Genomic DNA, 6,772 nt, shown 5'->3' with positions numbered 1-6,772 from the left:
TTAAAACTTTAGTTCTCTTCATTGACATCGTTTCTCACGTTCTCTCGCTCTAAAACATCTATTTTTCACTTTAGTACCATCATTTTGTAAGAAAATACATTTTTTAGCAAATTTTTATTAATTGTCACAAAAGCTCTCACGCCAATTTGAGAAGATAGCTCACGAGCCAAATCCCGGACGTGATTCTCTACGCCTCCAATAACGGGATAATATAATTTGTTTACCATGAGAACTTTCAATTTTTTCGTTTTGCAACCTCCAATATCCTCGCAGGAGTTCGAAGCTGTTGAGTAATCGCCAAGTGAGTGCTTTTTCGCGTCATTGTCGTGCCTATCGGCAGGCGCAATGACAAAATTCGACAGCCTCGTAAATTAGTCAACATTTTATAGTAGATAAAATCTTTTTCAAGAAAAAAGGTCTTTTTTTGATGTCTCTCACTTGAACATAAGAGGCAGTTGCTTGAAAAAATATTTAAGTAATTGATACTCTGTGTTTTTTTATTCAAGTTTGTCAAACCTGACCTCGAATTTTAATAACTTCTCTATCTTAAAAAATCCGGATAGTTCTTTGAAAGCCATTCATTAATTTTACTCTTAAATATCTTAGCTTCATCTAAAAGCTCTTGGGCTTCTTTCTCAGAAACCTGACCCGCGCGATCGTAATCAGTTATATTTCGCTTGACGCGGCAAGCATCAAAATAGTCGGCTAAATCCTGGCCCTCTTCCTCTAACGTATGTTTAAGAGCCTGGAACACAGTGAAATGATGCCCCGTGCCGGTAGGTCGATATCCCTTGCAGTAAAGAGCAATTGTAGCAAGTTGAAGGACTGCGTTGTAAGCAGTGGCAAAACAGCGGTCCGCGGAAAGCTCTTTGATGGAAGCGTCAGCAACATCTCTCTCAACCACTTTAAACAGCTCTGCAATTTCCCTTGTTGAAGTCCTATGTTTCTTTAGACGACCACTAACTAATAAGCTCTCTAAAGACATCTTCATCTCCTGCTAAAAAAATTTTCGGTTTATCCATAATAGATGATATAAAGTGGTTCTTTTGGCTTACTTTATTGCTTAACTCTTCCTTGCTCACAACATAAAAATTCATTTCACGTCCCAATTCTTCCTTAGCTTTAGCTAAAACTACGGAAAGTTCCTTGGTACTAATACCGCCAACAACAAAGATGTCGATATCGCTTATCGGCCCCTCTTCTCCGCCAGCATAAGAACCATAGATAAAAGCAACATTAATCTTTCGGCTGATGTCTTTGAGTTTTGGTCGAAGAAGATCTCCAAGAGCAACGGTTTTAAGAAAAATCGCCTTCAACTCAGGGAAAATAGGATTTTCCCGATTGACTTGATAGTATTGACGCTTTCCCTCGGTTAGACACAAGATTAGCTCTATCTTCTCAAGTTTAGAAACCTCCCGCTGAACTGCTCTGATGGGCAGCCCCGTAATTGAGGCAATCTCTCGCTGGTAGAAACGGCTACCAACGTTTAAGAGAAAAAGCTTCAGAACTGATACTCGAGCTTGCGAGGAAAATAATTCTGCGAGCATGCTCTTTCCTCCTTGTATACATCTTGTAGTCAAATATATACATTTTGTAGTCAAAAGTCAAGCTACACTAACGTCCATCCCAAAGGTGCTTCATGCCCCTACGGGCTGTAAGCCAATATCCCTGAACCACTCCCTGCCTGTCGGCCTGCCTGCCGGTAGGCACGGCAGACACGGCATAACAGGATATTTAGTTAAGCTGTCTTCTGTTAAGCCATTTTCATTATTGGATGGTCAAAGGGTTAAGTTGTTCAAGTTTGTCAAGCCTGGCCCCATTTGTATGAATCTGCTTCGAATCGAAGCACCAAAACAGGCTGAGTGTTCTAAACTCTCACATCTATCCTTATTTTCACGGTTTATCCTTCTCCTTTACGGCTACAGCATTTGATGTAGTGGATAAAACATTTAAAACTGGTAACAAACTGAGAATGTAGTCAATCATAAAGATTACAGTGGCCTTTTTGCTAAAGAGTTTTCTAATTTTAGGAAATTGTGACAGGTTGCGTGGCAATAAATACTTATATCTCAAAGAAACTACCTTGAACCCTCTGCGATTTAATAACTCGCGTAACTCTTTCTTAGAGAGCTTATATGCATGCGCTTCCTGCCCTTTTTTCGAGGCAAGATGTTCAATATAGGAAAAACGATTGGGAAAGTGATAAACGAATAGCAACCCTCCTGGTTTAATTATTCTATGAAGCTCAGCTAGAGATTCTTTTGGTTTAGAAACATGTTCAAGTACACCGCATGAGATGACAGCATCAAAACTCTCATTTTCAAAAGGAAGTTTTGTCTCATCATTTAAATATACTTTTGGGATTTTAAGCTGTTTGAGCAAGGGCATCCATTTTTCTTCTAGCTTGAGGTCAAAATAGGTTACATGTCTCCCTAGTTGCTGCAGAAAAAACGAAAGGAAGCCAAATCCGCCTCCCCAGTCGAGGATTTTAGCATCCTCTGGTAATTCAGCTATAATTTCTTCTGCGATAGCCTTGTATCCAAAGAGAAGAAGGTTATTTTCTTGGACTATAGCATCTTGGTTGCCTAATTCTCTTGATTCTTCCTGGCATTTCTTTATTTCAAGAAGCGCTTCATTAAGTTGTTTGTTTTGGGACTTAGTTGTCCTGTTTTCTCTCAATTTGAACCTCTTTTTGGATGTTATATTATCTTAAGCTAGTATTTGACCTTGTGCCAATTCCTATTTTCATTTTCTAATCTTTCTCTCCGCTTTCCTCAAAAACTTCTCCGCCGCAGTTACAACTTCCTCTGAAGTTATTGAATTCGCCTACTTGCAATCAGGGCGTTCTTCCCTTCCGCATATTGAGATAATTCAAATTACTCGCCATAAACCTCTCGGTAGACCTCTAACGTCTTGGATGCCGTTTTTTCCCACGAAAACTCCTTTACTCTTGCCAAACCCTTTTCCACAAGTTCATTTCTCAAAGAGAAATCCTCGGTAATCAACCTCATCGCCCTTGAAATATCATCGACATCCATAGGGTCAACCTTTATCGCGGCATCACCAACAACCTCTGGCAAAGAAGAGACGTTTGAGCAGATAACCGAAGTCCCGCAAGCCATAGCTTCAAGGACGGGCAAGCCAAAACCCTCGTAGAGTGAAGGAAAAACTAATGCTTCTGCGGCGCTATAAAGAGAAGACATATCTTCGTCCGAAATAAATCGAGGGAAAATGACTGCCTCGGAAAGATTTAACCTCTTTACCTGCTCCGAAAGCTCACGAGGGACATTACCTTTTGTGCCGACCAGAACGAGCTTCAAATCAGACTCCAACTTCGCGAAGGCCTCGATTAACCTGGCCCAATTTTTATGGGCTTTCGGATTCCCAACATTTAAAAGAAACTTTCCATCAATCCCATACTTCTCCTTAACCCCAGAAAGAAGAGCCCTATCTTTAACCGGTTTGAAGCGTTCATCAACTGCCTCATAAATTATTTCAATTTTAGATGCGGGCACATTCAGTAAATTTGTTAAATCAGCGCTTGTAGCTAAAGAAACAGTGATAATTTTTTCCGATTTTTTAATAGCCGAGCGATTCATGTATCCACAAATTATTCGCTTATAAAGAGATGGAATAGTTTCGGGAAATATCATCGTAGTTATATCGTGTATGGTCACAACTGAAGGACAAGGCGTAAAAATGGGCCAAACATAGAGCGGAAAGTGACAGATATCCAGATGGGCCTCTTTTAATAACTTCGCCCACTTAAATTGACCTTTAAACGAAAAAATGGGTAAGTTAACAACCTGTTTAAAAAAATTTGGAGCGGATGGAACAAGGTCCGCCGACTCCTCGTTACAAAAGAGGATATATTCATTTTCTAAATCAATCTTAGAAAGAGCACTTAAGAGACCTCTTGAATAAGTCCCCACTCCGCTCCATCCTATTGGTCTGGCATCAAAACCTATTCGCATATATATTTGCTCCCAGCTGAACTTTAATTTTCAGCTTATCGCTTTGGTTTTCTCATTCTCCACTTTGAAACTAAAAATTTTTCAACATTAGGCCAATTGCCTGAATTTGACTGAATTATTTTTGCCTTTTCCCTCATTTTTGCCCAATTCCTAAAACCGTCGATTTTGGCTTTAGCAATGGTAAAACCCAATAATCCTCTTTTTATAAAATTAATTGCTATAGACAAAATTTGCGCTGATAAAATTAAAATGAAGTTTTTAAAAATAAAACTCTTCGGCAAATTTTTGGCAATAACATACACATTATTTCGATGTCCCCAATATAAGGTCTTCTTAGTACTTTTTTTCTGACTTCCACCTCTTTTGTGATATACAATTGAATTTGAAACATAAAAACTTGGCCAACCCCTCCATTGCAATCGAAACGCTACATCAAAATCTTCGTAATAAGCAAAAAAATCTTTATCAAAAAACTCGCCATCTTTCTCAATTAATTCCTCAACCGCTTTTCGACGATATAAACAAGCTCCCCCGCAACAACCAAGAATTTCTACCGATTGGTCATAATTTTTTACCGCTTCAAAACCACCTCGGTTAAATCCCAAACTATTTTTACCATACAAAAGTCCCGCCGAATCAATAAGCTCACGGTAATCATGCCAAACCATCTTCGGTTGGAAACTGCCGAAGTGCTTAAAGTTTGGGTCATCGGCTATCTTGATTAACTCATCTAAACAATTTGACTCAATTACCGTATCGTTATTTAAACAGAAAATATATTTGCAGTTTAGATCTTTAAGAGACTCTTCTATTCCAATATTATTACCCTCAGCAAAACCATAATTTTTGTTGTTAACAATTATTTTTAACCTTCTGTTCTTTATACGACTTGCGTATTTCTTCTCAACAAATCTAACGGAATCATCGGTTGAGCCATTATCTATAAAAACAACAGAACAATCATCGAGACTTTGCTTAAAAACAGAATCCAAGCAATCCTTCAAAAAATGTTTACCATTCCAGTTGACAATTATGATAGACAACTCAGACAAATTTTTCCCACCCTTTACCTTAAAAGATCACTTAGCGATAATTGAATCGATATACTCGATAGAAACTTTTCTATTTCTCTGTATCTCCCTACGCTTTTTCAGCATCTTGGGTAATAGCGAACTTACCCTTTAAGCAAGTTGTACCCAATCTTAATCCATGCTTAAAAATCCTTCCCGAGGAACGTATTTGAATAAAAATAATCCTACATCTTCGAATAACTCCTTGCGATAAATCGCAGCCCCTGCACATGCGCCAAATACAAACTTAGGTTCATTAAATTGTCTATTATCCACTTCTCCCGAACCGATATTTTCCGGTTGACCACTCCTTCGATACAAATCTCCTACTGAATTAATTACTAAGTAGTAGCCATCCTAACTGTTAGCTCCAAAAATGATAACAGTTTGCATGCCCTGCCTATTTGTGAATTATTTCAATTGTCGGAAGTGGGAAAATGAATCCGATTCCCCGTTCGAGCGTTTCACGCTCGCGTTCCAGGAACTCCTCTTTGAAGTGCCAAGGCAACACAAGGTAGTAATCTGGATTCATGGCCCGTGATTCTTCTTCACTGACAATGGGAATATCAGTCCCCAGCGTCATGGCACCGTATTTGTCAGGGTTGCGTTCGGCTGCGCAGTCAATAATTCTATGATCGATTCCGCACCATTGCAGAATGGTGTTCCCTTTTGTAGAGGCACCATAGATATGGATCTTTTTCCCTTCTTTTTTCAATTTTTTCAGTAGAGAGTTGAGTTCTTCCTTGTGGACGTTGATACGGTCCTGAAAGTGCCGGTACGGTTTATCAGTGTCAAGTTCGAGGTCGAATTCTTCCAGTCGCATCGCTTTGATGTTCTGCTGAAATTCGTCCCGCTTGTAGGTAAAGTTGCTGATGTGGGTAGCCTGGCAACGCAGGCTTCCACCATTGATATCGTTGTGTGAGACGTTAACTACTTTCATCCCCGCCTGTTTAAGGATGTATTCAATGACCGCAAGGCTGTAATACTCGATGTGTTCATGACAAATGGTGTCGTAGGAGGTCATTTTAAGCATGGTGGGCATATAGGACATCTCGATTACCCAGATGCCTTCTGGGGATAGAATCTGCTTGATTTCGCGGGTGAAAGCAATGGGGTCCTCCAGATCATAGTACATGGCGATTGAGGTGATAATATCGAATGTACGGCCGTCAAGCCGGGATATCAGCTCTTCCGAAGGAAAAATATCCTGAACAACGTTGATAGGGGCTTTTATTTCCTGGGCTACGTCGGATGGGTCTACCCCGAATTTGGTGAAACTGGCGGGATAGAATTCCAGCAGCGTGCCGTCGTTGCAGCCAATATCAAGAACTGCGGCTGACTCCTTCCGGCCGGTCATTTCCATAGCTTCTTCGACTATGCCTTGCAAGTGGCAACGCATAGTGTTGTTGGTGCCGGAACGGTACCAGTAGGCCGAGTAGAGCACCTCTGGCGGAATCGTGTATTCCATCTGCAGAAGACCGCAGGCTTTCTCGTCATGCATCGGGTCGCAGCGCACCAGTGAGGTTGAGATTTTACGGGTTGGCGGCATTTCCTTGCCTGGCTTGACGAAGGAGCCTTGCAAGTACTGGTCTCCAAGGTTGATGACCGGTGTTAGTGCATTGGAGCCACAAACGCGACAGGTATTACGTTTAATCAGGTGCATAAAGCTTACCTCCTTGGTTTTGAAAAACAGCGTGAGTATTGTTTAAGACCGATTCTTATGTTTAA

Annotated in this window: 7 protein-coding genes; all 7 read right to left on the bottom strand. The window is 40.4% G+C overall.

The features are described 5' to 3' along the window. Positions 1 to 541: 541 nt before the first annotated feature. Complete coding sequence (locus Q7U95_RS08665; protein WP_308753683.1) at positions 542 to 985, bottom strand: hypothetical protein; 444 nt, start codon at positions 983 to 985, stop codon at positions 542 to 544. Further along, positions 960 to 1,547, bottom strand: a complete 588-nt coding sequence (locus Q7U95_RS08660) for a nucleotidyltransferase domain-containing protein (protein WP_308753680.1) — start codon at positions 1,545 to 1,547, stop codon at positions 960 to 962. Before Q7U95_RS08660 ends, Q7U95_RS08665 begins: the two co-directional genes overlap by 26 nt. Before the next feature lie 346 nt (positions 1,548 to 1,893). Continuing rightward, a complete protein-coding gene (locus Q7U95_RS08655) occupies positions 1,894 to 2,679 on the bottom strand; it encodes a methyltransferase domain-containing protein (protein ID WP_308753678.1) in 786 nt (261 codons plus the stop codon). 197 nt (positions 2,680 to 2,876) lie between these two features. Further along, positions 2,877 to 3,974 carry a glycosyltransferase family 1 protein gene (locus Q7U95_RS08650; RefSeq protein WP_308753676.1) on the bottom strand — a complete coding sequence of 366 codons (1,098 nt, stop codon included), beginning with the start codon at positions 3,972 to 3,974 and terminating at the stop codon, positions 2,877 to 2,879. Between the two features lie 35 nt (positions 3,975 to 4,009). After that, positions 4,010 to 5,026 (bottom strand): glycosyltransferase family 2 protein, encoded by a 1,017-nt coding sequence (locus tag Q7U95_RS08645; RefSeq protein WP_308753674.1) that lies wholly within the window; start codon positions 5,024 to 5,026, stop codon positions 4,010 to 4,012. Between the two features lie 150 nt (positions 5,027 to 5,176). After that, a complete protein-coding gene (locus Q7U95_RS08640; protein WP_308753672.1) occupies positions 5,177 to 5,365 on the bottom strand; it encodes a hypothetical protein in 189 nt (62 codons plus the stop codon). A gap of 79 nt (positions 5,366 to 5,444) precedes the next feature. Then, positions 5,445 to 6,707 (bottom strand): class I SAM-dependent methyltransferase, encoded by a 1,263-nt coding sequence (locus tag Q7U95_RS08635; RefSeq protein WP_308753670.1) that lies wholly within the window; start codon positions 6,705 to 6,707, stop codon positions 5,445 to 5,447. Between the last annotated feature and the right edge of the window lie 65 nt (positions 6,708 to 6,772).

The sequence above is a fragment of the Candidatus Oleimmundimicrobium sp. genome (genome assembly GCF_030651595.1).
Taxonomy (GTDB): Bacteria; Actinomycetota; Aquicultoria; order UBA3085; family Oleimmundimicrobiaceae; genus JAUSCH01.
This window is presented reverse-complemented; position numbering and strand designations above follow the sequence as displayed.